This is a genomic window from Sphingomonas zeicaulis (assembly GCF_050433225.1).
Lineage (GTDB): Bacteria > Pseudomonadota > Alphaproteobacteria > Sphingomonadales > Sphingomonadaceae > Sphingomonas_D > Sphingomonas_D zeicaulis.
Window position 1 is genome coordinate 322,312 of record NZ_JBNPXQ010000008.1, and the last position, 23,480, is coordinate 345,791.

Annotated in this window: 23 protein-coding genes; 15 read left to right on the plus strand and 8 right to left on the minus strand. The window is 65.4% G+C overall.

What is annotated here, in order from left to right:
- Positions 1-9: 9 nt before the first annotated feature.
- Positions 10-717, minus strand: coding sequence for a DUF2490 domain-containing protein (locus FHS96_RS23590; protein WP_429597796.1), 708 nt, complete (start codon positions 715-717; stop codon positions 10-12).
- 143 nt (positions 718-860) lie between these two features.
- On the opposite strand from FHS96_RS23590, the gene FHS96_RS23595 reads away from it, so the two are divergent.
- The gene (locus FHS96_RS23595) at positions 861-1,409 is read left to right on the plus strand and encodes a hypothetical protein (protein ID WP_429597798.1); all 549 of its coding nucleotides are present in this window, start codon (positions 861-863) and stop codon (positions 1,407-1,409) included.
- Between the two features lie 10 nt (positions 1,410-1,419).
- Here FHS96_RS23595 and FHS96_RS23600 read toward each other — a convergent pair whose 3' ends face one another.
- A complete protein-coding gene (locus FHS96_RS23600) occupies positions 1,420-3,084 on the minus strand; it encodes a GMC oxidoreductase (protein WP_429597800.1) in 1,665 nt (554 codons plus the stop codon).
- 538 nt (positions 3,085-3,622) lie between these two features.
- Here FHS96_RS23600 and FHS96_RS23605 point away from each other — a divergent pair.
- Entirely contained in the window at positions 3,623-6,715 is a 3,093-nt protein-coding gene (locus FHS96_RS23605; RefSeq protein ID WP_429597802.1) for a beta strand repeat-containing protein, read from the plus strand.
- Between the two features lie 6 nt (positions 6,716-6,721).
- On the opposite strand, the gene FHS96_RS23610 is transcribed toward FHS96_RS23605, so the two are convergent.
- Positions 6,722-7,165 carry a DoxX family protein gene (locus FHS96_RS23610; protein ID WP_429597804.1) on the minus strand — a complete coding sequence of 148 codons (444 nt, stop codon included), beginning with the start codon at positions 7,163-7,165 and terminating at the stop codon, positions 6,722-6,724.
- A 71-nt stretch (positions 7,166-7,236) separates the two neighbouring features.
- On the minus strand, positions 7,237-7,512 hold the full coding sequence (locus FHS96_RS23615; protein WP_429597806.1) for a BufA1 family periplasmic bufferin-type metallophore: 276 nt from the start codon (positions 7,510-7,512) through the stop codon (positions 7,237-7,239).
- Positions 7,513-7,721: 209 nt separating this feature from the next.
- Between FHS96_RS23615 and FHS96_RS23620 the strand changes: the two genes are divergently transcribed.
- The 7 genes from FHS96_RS23620 to FHS96_RS23650 all read left to right on the plus strand — a co-directional run bounded on the left by FHS96_RS23620 (position 7,722) and on the right by FHS96_RS23650 (position 12,160).
- Entirely contained in the window at positions 7,722-8,261 is a 540-nt protein-coding gene (locus FHS96_RS23620) for a sigma-70 family RNA polymerase sigma factor (RefSeq protein WP_429597808.1), read from the plus strand.
- A complete protein-coding gene (locus FHS96_RS23625; RefSeq protein ID WP_429597810.1) occupies positions 8,258-8,899 on the plus strand; it encodes a DUF1109 domain-containing protein in 642 nt (213 codons plus the stop codon). The genes FHS96_RS23620 and FHS96_RS23625 overlap by 4 nt, the downstream gene beginning before the upstream one ends.
- 85 nt (positions 8,900-8,984) lie before the next feature.
- Positions 8,985-9,260 (plus strand): BufA2 family periplasmic bufferin-type metallophore, encoded by a 276-nt coding sequence (gene bufA2 / locus FHS96_RS23630; RefSeq protein WP_429597856.1) that lies wholly within the window; start codon positions 8,985-8,987, stop codon positions 9,258-9,260.
- A 62-nt stretch (positions 9,261-9,322) separates the two neighbouring features.
- On the plus strand, positions 9,323-10,156 hold the full coding sequence (bufB, locus tag FHS96_RS23635) for an MNIO family bufferin maturase (protein ID WP_429597812.1): 834 nt from the start codon (positions 9,323-9,325) through the stop codon (positions 10,154-10,156).
- The gene (locus tag FHS96_RS23640; protein ID WP_429597814.1) at positions 10,153-10,902 is read left to right on the plus strand and encodes an HvfC/BufC N-terminal domain-containing protein; all 750 of its coding nucleotides are present in this window, start codon (positions 10,153-10,155) and stop codon (positions 10,900-10,902) included. Before bufB ends, FHS96_RS23640 begins: the two co-directional genes overlap by 4 nt.
- Before the next feature lie 182 nt (positions 10,903-11,084).
- Positions 11,085-11,699 carry a LuxR C-terminal-related transcriptional regulator gene (locus FHS96_RS23645; protein ID WP_429597816.1) on the plus strand — a complete coding sequence of 205 codons (615 nt, stop codon included), beginning with the start codon at positions 11,085-11,087 and terminating at the stop codon, positions 11,697-11,699.
- 77 nt (positions 11,700-11,776) lie between these two features.
- On the plus strand, positions 11,777-12,160 hold the full coding sequence (locus FHS96_RS23650; RefSeq protein ID WP_429597818.1) for a hypothetical protein: 384 nt from the start codon (positions 11,777-11,779) through the stop codon (positions 12,158-12,160).
- Between the two features lie 64 nt (positions 12,161-12,224).
- Here the strand turns inward: FHS96_RS23650 and FHS96_RS23655 are convergent, their stop codons facing one another.
- Positions 12,225-12,548 (minus strand): hypothetical protein, encoded by a 324-nt coding sequence (locus FHS96_RS23655; RefSeq protein WP_429597820.1) that lies wholly within the window; start codon positions 12,546-12,548, stop codon positions 12,225-12,227.
- A gap of 25 nt (positions 12,549-12,573) precedes the next feature.
- Positions 12,574-14,082 (minus strand): S10 family peptidase, encoded by a 1,509-nt coding sequence (locus FHS96_RS23660; protein ID WP_429597822.1) that lies wholly within the window; start codon positions 14,080-14,082, stop codon positions 12,574-12,576.
- A gap of 151 nt (positions 14,083-14,233) precedes the next feature.
- Between FHS96_RS23660 and FHS96_RS23665 the strand changes: the two genes are divergently transcribed.
- Positions 14,234-15,514: a glycoside hydrolase family 28 protein gene (locus FHS96_RS23665; protein ID WP_429597824.1), complete on the plus strand. Its 1,281-nt coding sequence runs from the start codon at positions 14,234-14,236 to the stop codon at positions 15,512-15,514.
- Here the strand turns inward: FHS96_RS23665 and FHS96_RS23670 are convergent.
- Both FHS96_RS23670 and FHS96_RS23675 read right to left on the minus strand, forming a co-directional pair.
- Positions 15,489-16,526, minus strand: a complete 1,038-nt coding sequence (locus FHS96_RS23670; RefSeq protein ID WP_429597826.1) for an MBL fold metallo-hydrolase — start codon at positions 16,524-16,526, stop codon at positions 15,489-15,491. The genes FHS96_RS23665 and FHS96_RS23670 overlap by 26 nt on opposite strands.
- Before the next feature lie 45 nt (positions 16,527-16,571).
- Entirely contained in the window at positions 16,572-17,330 is a 759-nt protein-coding gene (locus FHS96_RS23675; protein ID WP_429597828.1) for an SDR family oxidoreductase, read from the minus strand.
- 71 nt (positions 17,331-17,401) lie between these two features.
- On the opposite strand from FHS96_RS23675, the gene FHS96_RS23680 reads away from it, so the two are divergent.
- The 5 genes from FHS96_RS23680 to FHS96_RS23700 form a co-directional block, all read left to right on the plus strand.
- Positions 17,402-18,028 carry a TetR/AcrR family transcriptional regulator gene (locus FHS96_RS23680; protein ID WP_429597830.1) on the plus strand — a complete coding sequence of 209 codons (627 nt, stop codon included), beginning with the start codon at positions 17,402-17,404 and terminating at the stop codon, positions 18,026-18,028.
- A gap of 143 nt (positions 18,029-18,171) precedes the next feature.
- Positions 18,172-19,497, plus strand: coding sequence for a glycosyltransferase (locus tag FHS96_RS23685; RefSeq protein WP_429597832.1), 1,326 nt, complete (start codon positions 18,172-18,174; stop codon positions 19,495-19,497).
- A gap of 302 nt (positions 19,498-19,799) precedes the next feature.
- Positions 19,800-22,010, plus strand: coding sequence for an ATP-binding protein (locus FHS96_RS23690; RefSeq protein WP_429597834.1), 2,211 nt, complete (start codon positions 19,800-19,802; stop codon positions 22,008-22,010).
- A 342-nt stretch (positions 22,011-22,352) separates the two neighbouring features.
- Positions 22,353-23,129: a transglutaminase-like domain-containing protein gene (locus tag FHS96_RS23695; protein WP_429597836.1), complete on the plus strand. Its 777-nt coding sequence runs from the start codon at positions 22,353-22,355 to the stop codon at positions 23,127-23,129.
- A gap of 46 nt (positions 23,130-23,175) precedes the next feature.
- A partial coding sequence (locus tag FHS96_RS23700) for a hypothetical protein (RefSeq protein WP_429597838.1) occupies positions 23,176-23,480 on the plus strand: 305 nt, incomplete at its 3' end.

The following is a 23,480-nucleotide window of genomic DNA, read 5'->3' on the forward strand; positions in this document are numbered from 1 at the left end:
CGCACCGCCCTAGTCGTGGATGTTGGGCGCGACGAAGCCGCGCAGGTTGAGCGTCAGCTGCAGGCTGAGAGCGTGGTCCATCTGCGCGCGTGATCCGCTACGCGCCGGGCGAAACTGGTTGAGATAGCCGAGATCGGCGGACATCTTGCGGCCGAGCGGCAAGGTGAAGCCGATGATATTGCGCATCCGCTCATAGCCGCGGCGCTGCCCCCAGCGCGTGGCGTTGGGCAGATAGAAGCTCTCATGGCTGACGAACAGCGCCAGCCCCTTGCGGTTAAGCTTGTGGTTGTAGCGGATCAGCGGGCGGATACGGAAACCGACCTCGCTGCCGCGCGGGTTGAAGCGCTCATCGACGCGGAACCGCGTCGTCAATGGGCCGAAGGTGGCGACCACCTGCTGGCGGATGCGGTTTTCGTTGGCGCCGCTGTTGCCGTTGTGCGCACCGACCCAGCGATAGCCGAAGCCCAGTTCTACATTTGGGCTGAGTCGCACGCCCAACAGCGCGCCGAGTTCGCTCTGGTAAAGCCCATCCTGCCGATCGCTGGTGCGCGCGATCTGCTCCAGCGTGACACGCAAGTCTTTGACAATGGGCACATTTGTGTTTGCTTGGAACCAGAGTTGCTCATCTTGTTGCTGCGCCCGGGCGGGGCTGGCGAACAGACAAAAGCAGCCGGCAATTGCGGCAGACAGGTAATGGCGGTGATCGGCGCGGGCCAATTTCTTCGCTTTCTCTTCGAGCGCGCGGCCGATGTCACATCATCGTCATATTGTCCATCGCCGTCGATGGGGGCCGTTGACGCGCGTCAATGCCGCGCCGCGTTGCCGCTGCCATGCAGCGCCACGAAGGGAAGGATGGCCCGATGGAAGCAAAGCCGACTGGTGGCAGCGTGGTGCCGTTCGCGCGGCGATGGCATGTGATCCACGAGATCGATCTCGTCCGGCTGATCGCCGGGCATCGGCTGCGCAACGGGTTGTGCGACCGGCTCGAGCGCGTGGCCGACGACCTGCCGGCGCGCCCGCCGGCGGAGATGGTGGCGGCGCTGTGCGGCATGCTGGCCGAGGTCCTCGCGCGCGATGGCAATGATGCGCTGGTGCGGCTGGAGGCGTTGTTGCCGAGCGGCGGCGACGGGCTCGCGCAAGGGCTGATCGAGCGCATCCGCGCGCGCCACGCGGCGGATGCAGCCACCGCGGATGAGCTTGTGGCAGCACTTCTGCCAGCCGATCAGCCCGACGTGCTGGTGCCCGAAGCGCTTGGCTATGCGATCCGTTGCTTCGTCACCGGCTGCCGCGCGACGATCGAGTTCGAACTGCTGGCGATCGTCGCGCTCGCCAGGCATCGGCTGACGCCACAGGCGCGCGCTTTGCTGACCGAATGCCTGCTGCCGACCGCGCCCGAAGACCTGCACTGAACCGCGGCGATCAGACCCCCAGGGTCGTCGCCGCGACCATCGCCGCGTCCTGCACCTCCGCCGCGACCACCCCGGCGGCGCGCAGGCGCGTGCTGATGATATCGCCCACGCGCAGTGCGTTGGCGATGATCGTCAGCCCCAGGTTGGTGCCGCCGCTGGTGGGCATGAACGCGGAATCGACGATGTAGAGATTGTCGACGTCATGCGCCTTGCAGTCGCCATCGACCACGCTCGTCGCGGGGTCGGTGCCGGCGCGGCAGGTGCCGCAGGCATGGCCATAGTTGAGCTGCAGGTCGAAGTTGAACGGAAAGGGACGCAGGCCGCGGAACGCCTTGCCGATCAGCTTGCGCGCCATGCGGCTGCGCTCGCGCAGTTCGTCGCGCACGGTATAGAGTACGCGGATCCGGCCTGGCGCCTTCGGATCGAGGACGACGCGGTTGTCGGGATAGCCGAGATCCTCGACGATCATCACGAACACGGTCGCCTCGCCGAACAGCTTCGCCGCGATCTTCGCCGGGATCTTGAGCAACGGAAACAAACGCCTGATCTTGGGCAGGCGGCTGCGCTCCACCATGTCGACCAGGAAGCGGTAGACATGATAACCGCTTGCCGAGAGTCCGGTGGACTGGATGCTGCCCAGCCGCACGCCATCCATCGTGTAGAAATCCCTCAGACCGATCGTCTTGCGCGGCCCGGCCTGCGATGCGCGCCGTTTCGGCCACACCGCGAACCATTCGTTGACATGGAACATCAGGTGCCGGCCAACCTGATCGGTGCGATTGGCAAGCCCACCGGGCCAGGCGGGGGAGGTCGATTGCAGCAGCAGCGCGGGACTTCGGTAGGCGCCTGCCGCCAGCACCACCATGCGCGCGCGGACGCTGATTTCGCCTCCGTCCGCGTCACGATAGGTCACGCCGTGCGCACGAGTGTCGTCTGCCTCGATGCGCAGCACCTCGCATTCGCTGCGCAGTGTCGCGCGGCCGCTGGCCAGTGCCGGCTCCACGCAGATCAGCCGGGAATCGCTCTTGCAGCGCATCGGGCAGGGCTTGCCGCCGCATTCGCCGCAGCCGGGCAGATAGGCGAAGCCGACGTGAAGGCGATAGGGGTTGAGCCCGATGCCGGCCATGTTCTGCATCAGTTCGGCATCCACCGGACTGGCAGGCGGCGGGGGCGGGAGCGCCGGCCCATCATCCCGCGCCAGCGGGTCCATCGTGCCGACGATGCGGTAGAGCCGTTCCGCCTCGCCATAATAACGCTGCAGGTCCGCCCAGCGGATCGGCCAGCCGCCGGTGGGGTGGGGCAATCCCGCTACGCTCTCCACATCACTGCGCTCGAAGCGTTCGAGCGTGGCGGCGTAGAGCTGCGATGAACCGCCGGCCCCGCAGCCCAGCGGCGCGAACATCTCGGTGGGCCGACTGTCGACGGTCACCGAGACTCGATCCGGCCAATGCGCGCGGTCGAGCCGCTCGGCGGGATCCTCGGGTTCGGCGATATCGGGGTCGGCAAGGGGCGGGAAGCTCTCCTTGCCCTTTTCGAGAAACAGTACGCGGTGCCCGGCCTGCGCCAGCCGATGTCCGATCGTCGCACCGCCCAGCCCGGTGCCGACGACGATGACATCCCACCAGTCGTCCATCGCCGGGCCTGACGGGCCGCAGCCGTCGATCTCGGCCTTCATGTTCGCGGTGCTGGGGTGCAGCGCCGCAACGTCAACGCAGCGATGCAGCGGACTAGCGGTGTCATTCCCGAAGACGCGTACATCGCCGCGCCAGGTGTCTCTTGCGTTTTCATGCCTTTGCCGCCGCCTGTGGCAGAATTTCCCCCGGTCGCCCCCGATCGGCGCGACACGCCAGGATCAATGCCCTGCAGCAAAGTTCTGGTCTCTTCCGAAAACTTATCATGACGAGACGAACTGCGCTGGAATTGCGTCGAATTGTTTCTGAACTGTGGCTGGGCCGGATAATCCCTGCGTGGCAATGCATTAGTCGGTTCTGGATGAGATGCACGGGGGTGGTGTTCACCGACCGTTGAGCATCCTTATTTTTCAGCCCGAGATTTTCCGTCTCAGCCACTTTCGGTTTGGTGGCGTTTGCAGGTGGCTCTATTGTTCGACGATAGACAAATCACACGCTGACAAGCGGCGATGTCGTCGGTTGCGAACGCGAGCCGTGTGGCCATGCGCGGCGCCGATGACCGCAGCATGGAGAGGATGACGGATGCCTACCTACAACGGCACAGCCGGCAGGGATACGATCTCAGGTGACCAGGGTGGCATCGCGGATGACGTCATCAACGGCTTGGGCAGCAACGATAGGCTCGATGGCGGCGGCGGCAACGATCTGCTCAATGGCGGTGCCGGCAACGACGTGCTGATCGGTGGCGTGGGGAACGACACCGCGAACTACGCGGATGCGATCTTTACCGTCTACATTCGACTGGCGCTCATGGAAGAGCAGAACACCATCGGGGCGGGTGCCGACACGCTGTCCGGCATCGAGAATGTCGTGGGCAGCGCGTTCGGCGACCTGCTCATCGGGGATGCGGCAGACAATCTGCTCTACGGTGGCGATGGTAGTGACCAGCTCATCAGCGGCGGTGGCGACGACGGCCTGTTCGGCGGCAATGGCGATGATGTTCTCGATGGCGGGCTCCTCATGGAAGGCGGCGCCGGGAACGACCGCTATTCCGTCCATGCTTCGAATGCGACGCTGGTCGAGGAGGAGGGGGGCGGGATCGACATCGCGCTCATCGACGTCTCCTTCACCTTGCCGGATCATATCGAAGATCTGATGACCCAAGGGCCGGGACTGGTGACTGGAATTGGCAATGCGCTCGACAACATCATGTATGGCATATCCCATCACATGACGCTGTACGGCATGGGCGGCAACGACATCCTGCGGGGTGGTTTGACTGGCGATACACTCGACGGTGGCGATGGCGACGATCTTCTGACGGGATCGTTCGACGCCTTCAGCCTCGGCAACACGGATGATGATGTACTGATCGGTGGCGCGGGAACGGATACGGTGACCTACGCATCGGCCTTCTCGCGGGGAGCTCAGGGCGTCGTCGTCAATCTGGCGATCACGACCGCGCAGGACACGCGGGTCGGCGGGATCGACACCCTGACCGGGATCGAGAACATCATCGGCTCAGACGTCGCCGACGTTCTGACGGGAAATGGCGTGACCAATATCCTGTGGGGTGGCGCCAGCGACGACACGCTCGACGGTGGCGGTGGCGACGATGTGCTCGATGGCGGTGCGGGCGTGGACACTATTCGGTTCGGATCGGCAATCGCAGCGGTCGTCGCCAGCCTCGCGACGGGAACGGCGAGCGGCGGTTCCGGCAGTGATACGCTGACAGACATAGAGAATCTGACGGGCACTGCCTTTGCCGACACGCTCACCGGCAATGCCGGCGCCAATATATTGGCGGGAGATGCCGGTGATGACCTCCTGGCGGGGGGCGGCGGCAGTGATGTGCTGTCGGGTGGCGAGGGAACCGATACCGCCAGCTATGCCGCCTCGACGCGCGCCGTGGCGGTCAGTCTCGCGACGGCGTCTCCGCAGGATACGCTGGGCGCCGGGGCGGACACGCTGGACGGCATCGAGAATCTCTCCGGCTCGGCGTTCAATGACGTGCTGGGCGGCGATGCCGGCAACAATGTGCTCTCCGGCAACGCCGGCAACGACCTGCTGGTCGGCGGGGGCGGCAACGATCTGCTGGACGGCGGCCTCGGCAGCGACACTGCCGACTATGTCGCGGCGGTCGCCGCCGTACATGTCGATCTGGGGCTTGCAGGCCCGCAGGATACCGGTGGGGGTGGCATCGACACTCTCGTCGGGATCGAGAATCTGGCGGGCACCGCGTTTGACGACGTGCTGCGCGGCGATGGTGGTGACAATGTGCTCAGCGGCAATGCCGGCAATGATCTGCTGACCGGAGGAGCGGGCAACGACACGCTCGACGGGGGGCTCGGCATCGATACCGCGAGCTATGCGGGCGCGACGGGCGCGATCACCATCAACCTCCTCGGCCAAGGGCAGAACACCGGCAACGCCGGCATCGATCGCCTCATCCGGATCGAGAACATCATCGGCTCGGCCTTCGGTGACACGCTGACCGGCAACGACCTCAGCAACCGGCTTGATGGAGGCGCGGGCGACGATGTGCTCAATGGCGGTCTCGCCAACGACATCATGAATGGCGGTGACGGCCGCGATCTCGCAACCTACGCGACCGCAACCGGGGCGGTGAAGGTCAGCCTGGCGATCACCGGGGCACAGTTCACCCTCTCCGCCGGCACCGATACACTGGGCGGGATCGAGAATCTGACAGGTGGCGCGTTCGACGATCAGCTGACCGGCGATGCCGGAGCCAATGTGTTGACCGGCAATGCCGGCAATGACGTGCTGGTCGGCGGCGCAGGCGACGATATGCTGTTCGGCGGCACCGGTGCCGATACGGCGAGCTATGCCGGGGCGGCGAGCGCAGTGATCGTAAGTCTCGCGATCGCCGTCGCGCAGAACAGCGGCGGCGCCGGCATCGACACGCTTGCGTCGATCGAGAACCTCACCGGCTCAGCGTTCGACGACACGCTGACCGGCAGTTCGCAGGTCAACATCATCGCGGGCGGCATCGGCAATGACCGCATCGATGGCGGCAGCGGGAATGACACGATCGACGGCGGTAGTGGCAATGACATGCTTGCAGGGGCGAACGGTGACGATGTGCTGACCGGCGGCTCTGGCAACGACCATCTCGATGGCGGTCTCAACACGGATATGGTCAGCTATGCTGCGGCCGGTGCCGGCGTGACCGTGAACCTGTCGCTGGCCGGTGCGCAGGCGGTGGGCGGCGGCCAGGGCATCGATACGATCCTCAATGTCGAGGCCGTGCGGGGTTCGGCCTTCGCCGACACGCTGACGGGGTCGTCGCTGGCCAATACTCTCATCGGCGGCGGTGGCCGTGATCTGCTGACGGGAGGCGCAGGCGACGATCTGTTCGTCCTTGCCGCTGTCGGCGACAGCGTCGTCGGTGCCGATGCCGACCGGATCGTCGATTTCGCAAGCGGCGACCGCGTCGACCTCTCCGCGATCGACGCCGATACGGGCACCGCGGTGGACGACGCTTTCCACTTCGTCGCCGCATTTACACATGCAGCCGGCGAAGTCGTGCTGGGCTATGACGCCGGCGCCAACAGCACGATATTGTCAGGTGATGTCGATGGCGATGCGCTCGCTGATTTCAGCGTGTTGTTCACCGGAGACGTCACCGCGTTGGCGGCGAACTGGATATTGTGAAAGTCGTCAGCGCGATTTCCCGAGCAGTGCATCGAGCGACCACGCTCCTCCGCCGCGCGCGATCAGCGGCAGCAGGATCGCCGCCCAGCTCAGATGCGTCGGCCAGGCATCGGGATAGACGAAGATCTGGATCGTCGCTGTCATGGCCAGCAGCGCCAGCGCCGAAAACCGCGTGGACAGCCCGATCACGAGCAGCACCGGAAAGAGATGCTCGGCGCCTGTCGCCAGCACCGCGGCGCTTTCCGGCGGGATCAGCGGCAGCGCATATTCGCTACGGAACAGCTCATAGGTGCTGTCGGTGATGTGCAGCACGCCATCCACCTTGGTGCGACCGGAAAGGAAGAAGATCGCGGCGATGCCGAGGCGGGCGACGAGCAGCAGCAGCGCCTCGGGCAGCAGCGTCGATGCGGCCTGGGCGAAGCGTGCATGGAGGGTGGCGGGCGCAGCCATGATGGTCTCCGAATGAAGCGCGGGCCGGGGGCTGGATCGCCGCCCGGCCCGCGATGCTCAGGTTTGCGGGCTCACGCCTTGGGCGTCAGCGAGCCATTGCCCTTGGGCGTCTTGATCGTGGTGCATGTGCCCGCCTTCACCAGCGTCCAGGCATTGCCCTGATAATCGACCTTGGAAGTGCCGGCGCAGCTCGTGCCGGCGCCCGCCTTGCAGTCATTCTTGCCGGCAAGCGAGACGCCGTAGCATTTTTCCATCTTGTCCTGCTTGGCCTGAGCATTGGCCGAGGTGGCAAGCGCGGCGGCGGTGATCGCCAATGTGGCGGCAAGCGTGGCGTGGGTGGTGCGCATCAGATGATCCTCAAGAATATGAACGCCTCTGCGCGCGGCCCGGCGGGGGATGCCGGGCCGCGCGGTGACACGGGAGGAGGCTGTTGAACCGTGTCACTGAAGCGGTTTCGCGGCAGGGCGCGCCGTGGTTACGAGGTCTTCAAGAAAAAATCGCGATGCGGGTGTAACCTGCGCCGAACCTGAACCGTACCTGCGATCGAGGAGCATGGATGCGGGCGGACGAAGCGCTTCTGCGGCGATTGATGGTCGATGGGCTCGACGGTGACGCCGGCGCCCATACCGCGTTGCTGCGCCTGCTCGTTCCCGTGTTGCGGGGCTTCTATCGGCGACGCGTCAACGGCGCCGACGACGATATCGAGGATCTGGTGCAGGAAACGTTGATTGCGGTTCACACACGTCGGGCGACCTATGATCGGGATCGTGCGTTCACCGCGTGGCTGTTTGCGATCGCGCGTTACAAGATGGTCGATCATTTTCGCCGGCGCGGCCGGCTGCAGCCGATCGACGGACTGGAAGAGGTGCTGGTCGCCGAGGATTTCGAGGCGGCGGTGCTCGCCCGGCTCGACATCGACGATCTGCTCACCGTGCTGCCGCCCAAGCAGGCGCAGATGATCCGCGCGACGCGGATCGAGGGGTTGAGCGTGGTCGAGGCAGCCGAAGCGGGCGGCATCGGCCAGTCGGACGTCAAGGTTTCGGTCCATCGCGGCATCAAGACCCTGATCGCGCGCATCCATGGCGCCGCGCGATGAAGACCGAGGATCTCATCGCCGATCTCGCCCGCGATACCCGACGGGTGCCGCGCAGCACTGTGGGGCGTCGTATCGCGATCGGCCTCGTGCTTGGGGCCCTCGCCTCCGCCTTGCTGGTCACGGTCTGGATGGGCATCCGCCCCGATCTGGGCAAGGCGATGCGCGGTTTCCCCTTCTGGATGAAGTGGGGCTACACGCTCTCGCTGACGCTCGCCGCGCTGGTGGTGACGGTGCAGCTCGCCCGACCCGACAGCGATCGGCTGCGCGGGCTGTGGCTCACCGCGATCCCGATCGCCCTGCTCGCGATGATCTGCCTGTTCGAACTGGCGTGCACGCCCCCGGCGGACTGGCTGGCGATGTGGCTGGGGCATAGCTGGACGAGCTGCCCATGGCGGGTGTTGTCGCTCGCGGTGCCGATCTTCGCGGGGCTGCTCTGGTCGTTCCGCCAGCTCGCGCCGACGCGGCTGCGCGCGGCGGGTGCCGCTGCGGGTCTCACCGCCGGCGCTTTTGCCGCTACCGTTTATTGCCTGCACTGTCCGGAGGTGTCGGCGATCTTCGTGCTGACCTGGTATTCGCTCGGCATTCTGCTGGCGGCCGCGCTCGGCGCGGTGCTCGGCCCGCGGCTGCTGCGCTGGTGAATTCATCGCTGCCTGTAACCTGCCGACGGGCGGTGGCGAATGTGAAAGGCCACATCGGCAGGATCTGAAGAGGAGAGAGTTCATGATGATCACGCAGCAAAGCGCCCTCGGCATCGCCGCCTCCGCCGCCGTCGTCGCGGTGGCAATGGCATCAGCCCCCGCCGCCGTTGCGGCAGACGAGGGTGCCAAGGCGGAAGTCGTCCATTGCTATGGCATCAATACGTGCAAGGGCACGTCCGACTGCAAGACCGCGAAGAATGAGTGCAAGGGCCAGAACGGCTGCAAGGGGCAGGGCTTCAAGGCGCTCACCAGCAAGGAATGCAAGGCCGCCGGCGGCAGCCTGACCGAACCGAAGAAATGAGCCGTGCCGGCCCGGCGGGGAACCGCTCCACCGGGCCGGATGCTTTGCCCGAGGCCTGTCCGATGACCATTCCCCGGTTGGCCGGCTTCGGCCTCGGCTTGCGCCGCCCGCATTATACGGACTTTCATAGTGGGCCCATCGCCGTAGATTTCGTCGAGGTGATCTCGGAGAATTTCATGGTCGATGGCGGCCGTCCCCGGCAGATCCTGCGCGATGTGCGCGCGGACTATCCGGTCGCGCTGCACGGCGTCTCGATGTCGATCGGCTCGGCGGACGGGCTGGACGGCGCATATCTGGCGCGGCTTCGCGCGCTCGTCGACGAGATCGAGCCGCTGTTCGTCTCCGACCATCTGAGCTGGACGCGGATCGAGGGGTTCAGCGCGCATGACCTGCTGCCGCTGCCTTACACGCAGGAGGCGCTCGATACGGTCTGCGCCAACATCCACCGCGCGCAGGATGTGCTCGGCCGGACGATGCTGGTCGAGAACCCCTCCACCTATATCCGTTTCGCCGAGGCCGACATGACCGAATGGGCGTTCCTCGACGCGATGTGCGCGCGCACCGGCTGCGGGCTGCTGCTCGACGTCAACAATGTCTATGTCAGCGCCTGCAACCACGGCTTCGATCCAATCGCATATCTGGACGGCGTGCCGCATGATCGCGTGCGGCAGATCCATCTCGCCGGGCATAGCCAGGGTGTCGAACTGCTGGTCGATACGCATGACCGACCGGTGCCGGCATCGGTGCTCGATCTCTATTCGCATGTGCTGCCCCGGCTGGGGGCGGTCGCGACGATGATCGAGCGTGACGACGACATCCCGCCGCTCGCCGACCTTCTCGCCGAACTCTCCACGGTGCGCGGCATCGCTGCCACCGCGCTTGCGGCCGCGGCATGAGCCTCCTCGCCTTCCAGCGCGACATGCGCGCCTGGCTGACCCGCGAGGACGGCGCGGCGGCAGGGCGCATCGGCCGCGATGCCGGGCCTGGCCTGCGCGTCCACCAGAACAACTATCGAGCGCAACTCGTCGCCTGCCTCGAAACCGGGTTCGTACGGACGCGCGCGTGGATCGGCGACGAAGCGTTCCTCGCCGCCGCGGCGTTTCATGTCGATCGCGTGCCGCCGGGCGGCTGGACGCTTGATGCGTATGGCCATGATTTCCCGTCGAGCCTGCACCTGCTCTACCCCGCCGACCCCGAGATCGCCGAGCTCGCGTGGATCGATCTGGCGCTCGACGAGGCGTTTGTCGGCGTGGATGCCCCGGCGATCACGGCTGCGGATCTTGCCGATGTTGATTGGGACCGCGCCGTGCTGCGCCTCGTGCCGACGATGAACATCGGGGATCGGGCGACCAATGCCGACTGCATCTGGTCCGCGCTTGCTGCCGGTCACGAACCGCCCGCGCCGCGGCGGCTTGCTGTCTCCGGCGCGTTGCTCGTCTGGCGGCAGGGGTTTGTGCCCCGGTTTCGCGCTATCGAGGCGGACGAGCAGACCGCGCTGATCCACGCCCACGCCGGGTTGCCCTTTGCGGCGTTGTGTACCGCCGCGGTCGAAAAACTGGGTGAAGAAGCCGGCATCGCGCAGGCCGGACAATGGCTTGGTCGCTGGGTAAGCGAAGGGCTGGTCCGCGCGATCCAACCATAGCTGTACCAAAATGATGAACAAAAATTAATCTATTGTTCAGAAGTTATTGGTAGACAGTTGCAAGAGCCGGGATGCGGGGTTGAGTGGGGAAGCTCTCTTCCAGTTCCGGGGCGTACCACGATGCCCGGGGGGGGGACATGCGATCGGCGTCTCATATTTCGTTGGTGATACAGAACCAGATCATGCGCGAAGGGCTGCGCCGGCTGATGTCGGACGATTGCGGCCATGTCGAAACCTGCGCTGGCCCACATGATCTTTCCGGCACCGCGCCGCAGGGTGAAAATATCATCCTGATCAGTGACCTGTTCGTGCCGCATGGTGAATATCATGCGCTCGATACTTTGCGGGAACGGCGCCCTGACGCCAAGATCGTCGTAATGGGCAGCAGCAGCGATCCGCAACACATCTCCAAGATCTTCAAGGCGGGTGCCGCCGGCTATGTCAGCGGTAACAGCGCCTTTCGTGCGCTGCGATCCCAGCTCGATCTCGTCGCACTAGGCGAAAGGGTCTATCCAGCGGCGCTGATCGAACATGTGTCGCGCGACATCCCGGCCAAGCCTCCACATGATCCGTGGCCAGGCCTCACCACGCGCGAGCGATCGGTGCTGGACGGTCTCATCCTTGGCTTGCCCAACAAGTCGATCTCACGCCGGCTGGAGGTGAGCGAGGCAACGGTGAAGCTGGCGCTTAAGACCTTGTTCCGAAAAATGCAGGCGCGCAACCGCACCCACGCTGCGGTGCTCGCGCGCGAGCATGGTTGGAACGCGCGCGACCGGGATCGCGACCAGCTGCACTGAGCTGCGCACCCCATTTGCGCCGCGCCTTGCAGTCGCGCATGGCTTAAGCCAGATGGTGGCCGGCAAGCGGGTGCTCGATGTGGGACAGTCTCTGGTATCTTCGCGGCGCGACACCTGTGCCGACCGCGATGTCGGATGCGGAACTGCTCGACCGCGTTGTGCGCTTGCTCGACCGACAGGGAAAGCTGGTCACATCGCGACGTGCCCGTGCGCTCGCCTTCGAGGCGCCGTTCTGGTGGGCAAGGCTGAACGCAAACGGGCTCGCGCTGGCCATCTACGATCGAGGACGGTTCCGGATCGAAAATGGCGCTGATGGACGGGTGCTCCGCTACGCCTTGCGGAGCTTGTACGGCTTCCTCCTTGTCCTTTGCTTTGCTCTGGTCTTCTTCCTGCTTACTGTGCGATCGGAGGGTTTCGGCAGCGGAATCATAACCATGACATTCGTTGTCGCCTGGCTTTAGGGCGGCAATGTGGGGCTCGCCTGGGCGCGTATTCCGACGCTCATCCGCACGGCGCTGGAATAGCCTATCCGCCCGTGCGTCGCTGCCAGCGCGCGATTCGCACCTCCACGCAGACGCGCAATGCCACGGGCGCGCGCTGGCCGTCGAACGCGCAGTCGCGCACGAAGCCGCAGATCCTGTCGATCGCTGCCGGATCCTGCTCCCGGTCACGTCCGCCGCAATAGGAGATTGCCTTGTCTTTCAGCCGATAGTCGATCCGCGTCGTGCCCAGCCTTTTGCCGGTGACGGTGATGCTGTCATGCTCGATCGCCGCCACGGTCTCGCCAGACAGTGCCGCGGCAGGCGCGGGCAGGGGGAGCGCCAGCGCGGCCCCCGAGACGATCGCCATCGCCGGGGCCGTGCCGCGCGTCCGTTCAGCGCGTGTGGTAAAGCGCCTGAGCATCGGCCTTGAATTGCGCGCCGCTGTCGTTGCGGCTGTAGAACATGTGACCGCCGGGATAGACGCTCAGCTTGATCCGCTCGGCGGTGCCGAAGGCTGGCATCTGGTCGACAATCAGGCGCGAGGCGAAATAGGGGCAGGAGAGATCGTCCCAGCCGTGGACGATCATCACTGCCATGCGCGGATCCACCGAGATCGCCTTGCGCAGATCCTGCACTGGCGTGTCTTCCGGTTTGCCGCGATCCCAAGCGGCGTTCACCGCATAGGAGAGGGCGTTGAAGCGCGCATCCGTCTTCCAGCCGACCTCACGCGTCACGAAATCGACCATCGCGCTGGTGGTGGGCGCGATCAGTGCGTCCAGGATCGGATCGTTGGACTTGCGCTCGGCGGCCCAGGGGAAGGGATCGAAGCCCGTGACGTTGGAATCATAGACGCTGCCGATCGTGCCCGCGCTGCGGCGCACCTCGCGCAGATAGGTGCCGGTGTCGACGCGCCCGCCCAGCTTCTGCACGAGTGCGGGATCGAGCCCGGTGAGCTGGCTGACGCGCGCAACAATGCGTGTGACCGCTGCCTGGTCCGCGCGGCCGCGTAGCAGGTCGGTGGCAAACTCGCCGCGGGTATAGGCCTCGATCTCCGCCATTGCCTGCGGAGTCAGCCGGCCTTGCCGTTCGAGCTCCGCCGCGGCCATCGAAGGCAGGTTGACCATCCAGGGCAACGGCGAGAGGGCAGTCGCCTCGTCGCCCGAGGCGGGATCGAGGTAGGGCGAGACCATGATCAGGCCGTTGACGCCCACGCCGATCTGCGACTGCAGTTCATAGGCAATGCGCGGCGCGCGATAGCCACCATAGCTTTCGCCCATGACATATTTGGGCGAGCGCAGCCGGCCAGCCTTCACCAGCCAGTCATAGACGACCTTGGAGAGATATTTGATGTCGGGATCATTGGCGTAGAACGCCTTCTTGGTCTGCGCCTCGTCCACCAGGCTGCGACTGAAGCCGGTGCCGATCGGATCGATGAAGACCAGATCGGTGAAATCCAACCAGCTGTTGGGATTGTCGACCGCGATCGGCAGGTCCGACGGCGCATCGCCCTGCGCGCCGAACTGCACGCGCTTGGGGCCGATCGCACCGAGGTTGAGATAGACCGAGGCCGCACCCGGCCCGCCGTTGAATGCGAACGTCACCGGCCGGCGATAATCGGCGCCCGGCACGGTATAGGCGGTGTAGACGACCTGCCCGATTTCCTTACCCTTCTCGTCGCGCACCGCGATCGTGCCGACCGTCGCCTCGTAGGACAGCAGCCTCCCCCCGATCCGTGCGGACTGCCGGATGGTCTTGTCGGCGGGCAGCGGCGGGAGCTGACCGGCATCATCGGCCTTCTTCTCGTCCGCCTTCTCGGCGGCGGGCTTGTCGACAGCAATGGCGGGGGCGGCGGAGAGACTGGCGAGCAGCGAAACGGCGGCAAGCAGCGGGGTGATACGCAAGGCGGAACATCCTCGAACGACGGGAACCGGCCGGTTCTAGGCGCGCGGGCAGAGGGCGACAAGCGCGCCGCCGCCGTTTGCCGCCCCGGATCCATCTGATACATGCGCTCCGGATCCGGCGGCCCCAACCGTCCAACGAGGAGGATGATCGATGGCCATTCGCCGTTTCACCCGTCGGCGTTTTGCCGCGTCGCTCCTTGGTTTGCCGCTGGTCGCCGCGACGGCCAGGCCGGCCAGGGTGCGGATCAGCGATGCCGGCGCGCGCGGCGATGGTGTTACGGTCAATACCGCCCCCATCCAGGCGGCGATCGATCGTCTTGCCGCGGGAGGAGGTGGTACGTTGGTTGTGCCGCGGGGCGTGTTCGTCAGCGGCGCGCTGTTCCTGAAGCCCGGCGTGCATCTTCAGCTCGATGCCGGCGCGGTGCTGCGCTGTTCGACCGACATGATGCATTTCCCGCCGCGGCGCACGCGGATCGAAGGGCATTTCGAGGAGCGCTTCACCCCGGCGCTGATCAATGCCAGCGGCTGCGACGGTCTCAGGATCACCGGCGCGGGCACGCTCGACGGTGCTGGCCGGCCGATCTGGGACCGCTTCTGGCAATTGCGCAATGCCGCCCCCGATCCGCATAACTTCCCCAACCTGGGCGTACCGCGTGCACGGTTGGCGCTGATCGAGGAATCGCGCGACGTTCTTGTAGAAGGCGTTACCTTCAAGGATTCGCAGTTCTGGAACCTCCACCTCTATCGCTGCGACGGCGTGGTGGTGCGGGGCGCGCGTTTCGAAGTGCCCGATGATTACAAGCAGGCCCCCAGCAGCGACGGCATCGACCTGGACAGTTGCCGGGACGTGCTGATCGACGGCTGCCACTTCTCCGTCACCGACGATTGCATCGCCGCCAAGGGATCGAAGGGGCCGCGCGCGTTGGAGGACCGCAGCAGTCCCCCGGTTGAGCGCATCCGGGTGCGCAACTGCATGTTCCGGCGCGGCCACCAGGCTTTCTCGTGCGGCAGCGAGGCGACAGTCGTCCGCGATGTACGCATCGAGGACTGTCGCGTCACGGGCGCGATGAACCTGCTGATGCTCAAACTGCGCCCTGACACGCCGCAACTTTACGAAGACATCCATGTTCGCAACATCACGCTCAATAATGAGGGCGGACGCGTCTTGCTGATCAAGCCCTGGAGCCAGTACGCCAACCTTCAGGGCGCCGCGCCGCCGAAATCTACCGTCCGCGCGGTGACCCTCGGCGGCCTCTGCGGCCGCTTCGGCGCGTTCGGAGAGATCAGCCCCAATCCGGGCCAAACCGATATCGCCGATATCCGCTTCGAGGCGATCGACCTGACGCTGGCCGATCCCGATCTGAGCGTATCGGGCACCCAGGATGTGCGGTTCATCGATGTGACGATCAACGGCCGGAAGCGATCGGCGTAAGCGTGGCTCGGCCGTCGGCACCGGCTTGGTTGAACGCCACCTGATCTGCCGGGCGCAGAGCGACGAAGCGTTCCTCGGCAATGCCGCGTGCCGCAAGGCCGGCGGTCAATCGCAATGCGGGTTCGTCGCGCGGCTCATCGGTCAGCTTGAACGTGCCCCAATGCATGCCCACCGCGGCGCGCGCCTCCAGGTCGAGCATGATCTGGATGGCCTCTTCCGGATCGGTGTGCTGCGCGGACATGAACCAGCGCGGATCATAGGCGCCGATCGGCAGCAATGCGAGATCGGTAGGGCCGAATCGTTCGCGCAGCTCTCGGAAGATCGCGCCGGTGCCGTAACCGGTATCGCCGGCGAAATAGACCAGGCGGCCTTGCGCGCGCAGCATGAACCCGCCCCACAGCGCCATGCGCCGGTCCCCCGGGCCGCGGGACGACCAGTGAAGCGCCGGCACGATATGCGCCTCCACATCGGGCGCGATCTCGAATCGGTCGAACCAGTCCCCCGCTACCACGCGCGCCTTGGGGATGTGGCGACGGATGATACTGTCATTGCCCAGCGGCGTGACGATCAGCGGGTCGTGCCCCGGGATCAGTCGCTTCAATGTGGCGACGTCGAGATGGTCGTAATGATTGTGGGAGAGCAGGATCGCGTGGATCGGCGGCAGATCGGCGATGGTGACGCCGGGTGCCGTTACCCGGCGCGGCCCGGCGAAGCGCACCGGGCTGGCCCGCTCCGACCACACCGGATCGGTCAGGATGTTGAGGCCGGCGATCTGGATGAGCAGCGTGGCATGGCCGATCATGGTGACGCGCAATCCCGCTGCCCGCGCGTCCGGAACGATGGGGGAGACCGGCACCGATGCCGGCCACTGCGTTCTGGGCGCGGTCCGGCGCCAGCGCAGCAGATCGCGCAGGCCACGGTCCGTTTCCGGTTCGCCGGCCGGGTTCAGGAAGCGCAGCCCGTCGAAATGGGCCGAGGGCGGACCGGCATAATAGCGATTACGGGTGGGCATGCGGGATCATCTCGATCTGTTTCGCGGGAATAGGCGTTGTAACTATCAGGCGGCGGTGTTGGACCAGGCGATCGCATCGGCGCCGGCGGGAAGCACCATCGGGCAGTCGGGATCGGTCGCCGCGCGGAAGACCGCCTCGGCGACATCCTGCGCGGTGGTGATATCGCCGGACATGGCAGTCTCCATCATCTCCATGGTCCGGGCAGCGAAGCCTTCATAGGGGGCGGGGAAGAAGCCGCCTTCGGCGATGCGCTTGCGCGCCGTGGTTGCGAAATCGGTCGTCGGCGCCATCCCTGGCAGAACGACTCTTGCGCGGATGCCGAATTCGGCGAGTTCCAGCGCTGCGGACTCTGTCAGAGCCGTCATCGCCGCCTTGCTGGCGCGGTAGACCGAAAGCAGCGGCAGCGGCTTCAGCGTCGAACTCGAGCCGACGTTCACGATCACGCCAGACCGCCGTTCGCGCATCCCCGGAAGCACCGCCTGCATCATCGCAACGGCGCCGAACAGGTTGGTCTCGAAGACATCGCGCAACGTCTCCATCGACGTGCCCTCGATGGCGTTGAGCCAGCCGATGCCGGCATTGTTGACCAGCACGTCGATCGCCCCGGTTTCGCTAAGGGCGGCCGCCACGCTCGCCGCGTCGGTCACGTCGAGCGGCAGGACGCGCAGCCTGTCCACGGCCGGCAAGGTGCTGGCGGCGGGATCGCGCATCGTGGCGATGACCGACCAGCCCCGGTCGAGGAAATGAAGCGCGGTCTCGCGGCCGAAACCCGTCGAGCAGCCGGTGATGAGAATAGTGTTCATGACATGCATCCTTGCGCTGCGGTGATTATGCAGCAAATATATGAAGGATCATTCAGGTCTGGAATTCGCATATGAACCGTCCCGCGCCATCGCTGCTCCAGCCCCGGAAAACGCCGCGGCAGGCGCGGTCGGCGGCGACGATCGAAGCGATCTACACCGCAACCATTCAGGTTTTGCTTTCCGATGGCGTTGCGCGCCTCACGACCACGCGGGTGGCGGCGCGGGCGGGGGTGTCGGTCGGCACGATGTATCAATATTATCCGCACAAGCAGGCTTTGCTCTTCGCGATTGTCGAGCGGCAGCTCGAGTCGATCAAGAGCGCCATGGTCGCGGCGGCATCGCGCCTTGAGGGTCGCCATCTGGCCGCGATCGCGGAAGGGCTGGCGACGGCGTGGCTGGACGCGAAAATGGCTGACGCGGTTGCATCGCGCGCGATCTACGGCATCGCCGCCGAGTTCGATCTGGGTGAGGTGATGAGCCGGACGATGGAGCAGATGGTGGCGATGATCGCCCGATTGCTCAACTCCGCGCCCGACGCGCGCTTTGTCGACCTCAACGCCGTGGCCTTCATGGTCGCGACCCTGCTCGGTGGTTCGGTACGGGTTGCGATGGAGGCCGAGGCGTCGGAGGCGCATATGGCCTGCCTGCGCCGCGAACTGCCCCGCGCCTGCCAGGCCTATCTCGCCGCGTCGAACTGAACGGAGCCGCCGGCACGCGCATCCCGACGCAAGCCATGCATCGGCTACGAATGCAATCCGATAAACTTGGACGAAATGGCAAGGTAGTTCGCGCGCCCGATCAGGGTCTGTCCGCCTGACAGATCTGCAAGGGATCGTGATCCGTGAAAATCATCGTTACCGCCGCGCCGCTGATCGGCCATCTCAACCCCGTTCTGGGCATTGCGCGCCTGCTGCACGCGGCCGGCCATGAGGTCGTGGGATATGCGCCGAGCGTGTTTCGCCGGCAGATCGAGATGAGCGGGCTGGGTTTCCATCCCTTTCCGCCGGATGCCGATGTCGACCTCGCTGATATGGACCGATTGTTCCCGGAGCGTCGGACGCTGACACCCGGCTTCGCTGCACGCAAAGTGGCGTGGGAGCGGCTGTTCGTGGGGCGCATGGAGGCCGAGTATGCCGGGCTTGCCGAACTGCTGAAGGTCTTTCCTGCGGATCTGATCATCGCCGAGAGCATGACCTTTGCAACGCTGCCGCTGCTGGCGCGGCAGCGTCCGCACCGGCCGGCGATCGTGCATCTCGGCGCGACCTTCCTGCAGCTCGGGCGCCCGGATCATGCGCCGATTTTCTCGGGCCTGCGCCCCGCCACCAGTGACGAGGAGCGCGCCGATTACGCGCGATCCTTTGCCGAGGCGAAAGCGGCATGGTTCGATCCGATCGATGCGATGATCAACGATGTCCTGCTGCGGCACGGCTGCCCGCGGCTGCCGCTGCCTTTCTATGACGCGATGATCCTGCTGCCTGACGCCTTTCTGCAGGCGGGCGTGCCGGAACTCGAATTTGGCCGTGGTCCGCTGCCGCCGTCGATCCGTTTCATCGGCGCCAATCCGCCAGCACCCGGTACGCTTCCGCTTCCGACATGGGCGAAGGATCTGGACGATGGCCGCAGGATCGTGCTGGTGACACAGGGCACCGTCGCCAACGCCGATCTCGGCCAGTTGATCGCGCCGACGCTGGCGGCATTGGCGGACGAGCCGGATGTGATCGTCGTCGCCACCACCGGCGGGCGGCCGGTCGAGGCGTTGGGCACGCTTCCCCGCAACGCCCGGGTGGCGCCCTATCTTCCCTATGACTGGCTGATGCCGAAGTTGAGCCTGCTCGTCACCAATGGTGGCTATGGCACGGTCACGCACGCGCTGAGCATGGGCGTGCCGATCGTCCAGGCCGGCATGACCGAAGACAAGCGCGAGGTGGCCGCGCGGATCGACTGGACGGGCGCGGGCGTTGCCATCGGTAGCAATGCGCCGACGGCTGAGATGGTGCGGGAGGCGGCGCGGCGCGTGCTTTCGACCCCCGCCTATGCCTCGAACGCAGCGCAATTGGCCGATGCGTTCGGCCTGCACGATCCGCAATATGTCGTCCCGGCCGTCATCGATGCGCTGGTGCCGGGCGGCGGTACGATCGCGAACGCCCGGTTCGCAATGGCGCGGTAAAAAAGGCTGTAGGTCGAACGGTATATTCGCGATCATACCGTCTTTGCGCGATGACTGGAAGCAGGAGAAAGGCTAGTCGATAGGCGCCCTCGGATGGGGGCGCGATGAACATGATCCCAAGAGGCGCCGGCACGGCATGACCGAGCGACTGAAAAGGCCCCTGCTGCTGGTCGCGGCAACACTTTTGGCGGCATTTGTCTTCTGGGTCGACAGCATCGCCGAGTATGATTTTGCGATCTCCATCCTGTATCTGGCGGTGCTGGTCCTCGTCTCCGCCGCGGTCGGCGGCAAGGCGGTTGCGCGTGCCGCGCAGTTTTTGCGTGCTGCTCACGATCCTTGCATGGATGCTTGTTCACCTCGACCAGCCCTCGCCCGCGAGCGCGCTACGCTGCCTGTTCGCCTGCATCGCGATCGGCGTTACCGCGGCGCTGCTGGTCAGTCGCAAACGGCTGGAGGAAATGAAGAAGGATCTCGAACGCAGCCGATCCGAGGTCGAGCTCTTCGCCAACTCGGTACCTTTCGTCCTGTGGCGATCCAATCCGCGCGGCGAGATCGAGTATCTCAACCAGAGCTGGACGACGGTGACCGGGCTCGATCGCTGGTCGGTGCTGGAGGGGCAGCGTTACAACGACGTGGTCCATCCCGACGATGTTCCGATCCTCTACGAAACTGTCTCGCAGGCGGTGGCGACCCGCACCGTCACCGATCTCAAGGTGCGGGTGCGGCAGGCGGATGGCGCCTATCGCTGGATGCAGATCTATGACCAGCCCGCCTTTTCCCCGCTGACCGGGCAGGTGGAGCGCTTCGGTGGCCTTTCGGACGTGCATGACGAAATTGTCGCGAAGGAAGAGTTGCAGAAGCTGCGGGTGGAGCTCGAGGAAAACCGGCGGGAGTTGATCAACTTCACCAATTCGGTGCCGCAGATCCTGTTCCGGGCGAACCGCAAGGCGCAGGTCGATTTTTACAATGAGCGTTTCACGCAGGTGACCGGCCGGGATCTTAACGCCGTGATCGCGGCGCAGGACTGGATCGAGGATTTCCATCCGGACGATCGCGCAGCCTATCTCGCCAATCTGGAGAAATCCTTTGCTGCTGGTGACGAACTGCGCGACACGTTTCGCCTGCGCCATGCCGACGGCAGCTATCGCTGGATGTCGATCGTCGGCCGGCCGGTGCGGATGGCTGAGGATTCCAAAGAGATCCGCTATTATGGGGGCGTTTCAGACATTCATGCGGAGGTGCTCGCGCACCAAAAGGTGCGAGAGCTGAACGAGACGCTGGAGCAGCGCGTCGCGGAGCGAACCTCCGAACTGCTGCGCACCGAGCGCCGCTATGCCGGGCTGTTCGACGTCAGCAACATGACCTTCGCGGAAATGGATTTCAGCGCGGCCGAGCGGATCCTCGACGAGATCAAGGCCGGCGGCGTGACCGACCTGCGCACCTATATGACCGAGCATCCGGAGGAATTGGCGCGGGTGCTGGGCGCGATCCGGACGACGCGGGTCAACGGGGCGCTGGCGCGGCTCATGGGCTATGACAGCGTTGCCGAACTCACCGCCAACCCGCCGGCGCAGAACGCGGAGGATGGGCCCGAGGTGCTCCTGCGGCAGCTCGAAATGTATTATCACGGCACTGATTATATCGATGGACGGACCGTGCTCACGGGGAAAGGCGATCGGCGCATTCCGGTCTATTTCACCGTGATCCGGCTGCCGGAGGGGCTGTATCTGTCCAGCCATGTCGATCTTTCGGAGCAGGAGCGCATCGAGGGACTGCGGCAGGCGGCACAGGCCGAACTCGCTCGCTCGAACCGGATTGCGACGGTGGGCGCCTTCTCCGCGTCGATCGCGCATGAACTGAACCAGCCGATCGCCTCCATGCTGATGGACGCGCAGACCGGTCTGCGCCACGCCGGGCGTGAACAGCCTGACATGGAGGCGATCGGCCGCATCCTCCGGCGCATCGAGAAGACCGCGCAGCGTGTTGTCGGCATCGTCGAACGAACCCGGGAGAACATCGTCTCCGGGCGACGCGCGGTGCAGGAAATCGATCTGTGCCGCCTCGCCGCCGACACGCGCGACCTGCTGGACCATGATCTCAAGCGGGCAAATGTCGACTTGGAGATTGACTGCGTAGCCGAGATGCCGATGGTCAGCGGCGATCCCGTCGAACTGCAGCAGGTGTTCGTGAACCTGGTCAACAACGCCGTCGATGCGATGCGCGACCAGTCGGCACCTGGCCGCGTCACGATCGACATCGCCGTGGAGGCGGGGGCGGTGCGGGTCCGCGTCGCGGATACCGGGCCAGGGGTTCCCGAAGCGCATATCGAGAAGCTGTTCGAACCCTTCTTCACGACCAAGTCGACCGGTATCGGCATGGGGCTGCAGATCTGCCGCACGGCGGTAGAAAGGATGGGCGGCAGATTGTCCGTCACCAATCAGCCGGGCGGCGGTGCCTGCTTCGCGTTCGATCTTCCGCTGGCGGATGAAGTGGCCGGGCAAGCGCAGGGCTGACGCCTGTGGCTGCTCCGGAGCAAAAGAGAGACTGTTTTACCGTCACGACCAGCGCTTGGCGGGCCGCGTCTGCGTCGGACCGTGGCGCAGCGGATGCGGTCCCGGTGGCGGCGATGCGCAGGGAGGATGGGTTACCGGCGCACGTCTCGCCGCCCGACCTATCCGAGGCCGCGGACAGACTGGAAGCGACCTGTAACCTTTGTCGCTTTTGCGCATTTCCTTCGCGCCGCGGGAATGAGATTGGGATCTGGAGATATTCATGCCAAGCACATGGCTCAGGGGCAGTCGCCCTGACGACATCGCGTTGCTCAACGCGGATCATCGCACAGCCAAGGGCCGATCATGAGCTTAAGCATCCAGGTGCAACTCGATTACTGGTTCGCAGAGGTTTGCGATATCCTGCTGCAGATCGAAGCCGCGGCGATCCCCGAGCAGGTAATCGAAACCGCCAGTATCGAGCTCACTCCGACCGAGCATTTCGCGCGTGTGCCCGCGCAAGACGCGATCGGCGAGCGGATCTGGCTGCGGCACCAGGGGCAGCTGCTGGTCGATTATAGGGCGACCGTCTCAATCACCCGTCTGCTGGACGATTGCTGCGCGCTCGATGCCGTCCCGCCGCATCTCCTTCCGGGAGAAACCGTCCAGTATCTCTGGCCGTCGCGCTATTGCCCATCCGATCGGTTCCAGCCGTTCATCGACGCCGAGTTCGGGGGGCTCGAGGGTGGCGCCAGGGTGATCGCCATGCGTGATTGGATCGCCCGGCATTTCTCCTATGTGCCGGGCGCGAGCGATGCTGAAACCACCGCGCTCGACACGTTCGTCAAGCGACAGGGCATCTGCCGTGATTATGCGCATGTCATGATCACCCTGGCGCGCGCGGCGGGTATCCCCGCGCGGATCGCCAGCGTCTACGCGCTCGGCGTAGAGCCGCCGGACTTTCATGCCGTCGCCGAGGTGTTCTTGGGTGGCGCATGGCACCTTGTCGATGCGACCGGCATGGCCAAGGAGGGTCAGATGGCCAAGATCGGCATCGGGCGCGACGCCGCGGATGTCGCCTTCCTCACCGCGTTCGGCACCGCGACGATGAACAGCCAGCGTGTGAGCGTTGTCCTTGGCTAGGGAGTGAGCGCCTGGCCTAGCTCAGCGGCACGACGCCACCCGGAAGATGGCTAGCGGCAACACCCGTGAGATTGTGGAGCTGAACGACCGCGAGTTCAATCTGATCGACCTCGACGTGTTTGCGGCGATCGACGCCAGCGTCGCGCGATCGCCGCGCTCGGTGATCGGCGGGGCCAGTTTGCGGTTGACCATGTTGGCAATAATCGAGCTTGCCGGGATGCGGACCTTCGTCGCCGTCGCGACCGAAGGGCCTTCACCACCGCGCCGGTTCCCGGATCAGAGCTTGGAGGTCAGTTCGGGCACGACCTTGAAGAGGTCACCGACGAGGCCGATGTCGGCGACCTGGAAGAT